The 509-nt window shown below is 61.3% G+C and carries 1 protein-coding gene; it reads left to right on the top strand.

What is annotated here, in order from left to right; all coding sequences use genetic code 11:
* On the top strand, window positions 1-509 hold a 509-nt coding region (locus tag BUB20358_RS28045), incomplete at both ends, for a hypothetical protein (protein WP_174905196.1).

Raw genomic sequence — 509 nt, 5'->3', positions numbered from 1 at the left:
GACCTGACGGGCGCGGTGATTGCCAGCACAGCCGATCCGTCGAAAAACTCATTGACGACCGGGACGCTGACCTATCGCGATATCGAGAACCATTCGACGTACAGCGCGGATAGCAGCGGCTTTAGCGCGGGCGCTGGCGTCGGCGTAACCGGCAAGGCAATCGGACCGGGGTCGGTCAGCGGTGCAGGCGGCGTGACGCCGATGATTTCGCAGTCGGATAGCGGTAGTGAGAACGCGACTACACGAAGCGGCGTGAGCGCAGGCACGATCAACATCACGAATCCAACCGGCCAGACGCAGGACTTGGCGAACCTGAATCGCGATACGTCGAACCTGAACGGAACAGTATCGAAAACGCCGGACGTACAGAATCTGCTGGATAAGCAAGCTGACACGATGAATGCGGCGCAAGCGGCCGGTCAGGTGGTCGCGCAAGGCATCGGCGCTTACGCAGATATGAAGCAGAAGGAAGCCCAACACGCGGCCGATGCGGCCAAGCTGGCGGGCGA

This window comes from Burkholderia dolosa (genome assembly GCF_902499135.1).
In the GTDB taxonomy this organism is placed as follows: Bacteria; Pseudomonadota; Gammaproteobacteria; order Burkholderiales; family Burkholderiaceae; genus Burkholderia; species Burkholderia dolosa.
Note: the sequence above shows the minus strand (reverse complement) of the source record. Positions and strands in the feature narration are given on the sequence as shown.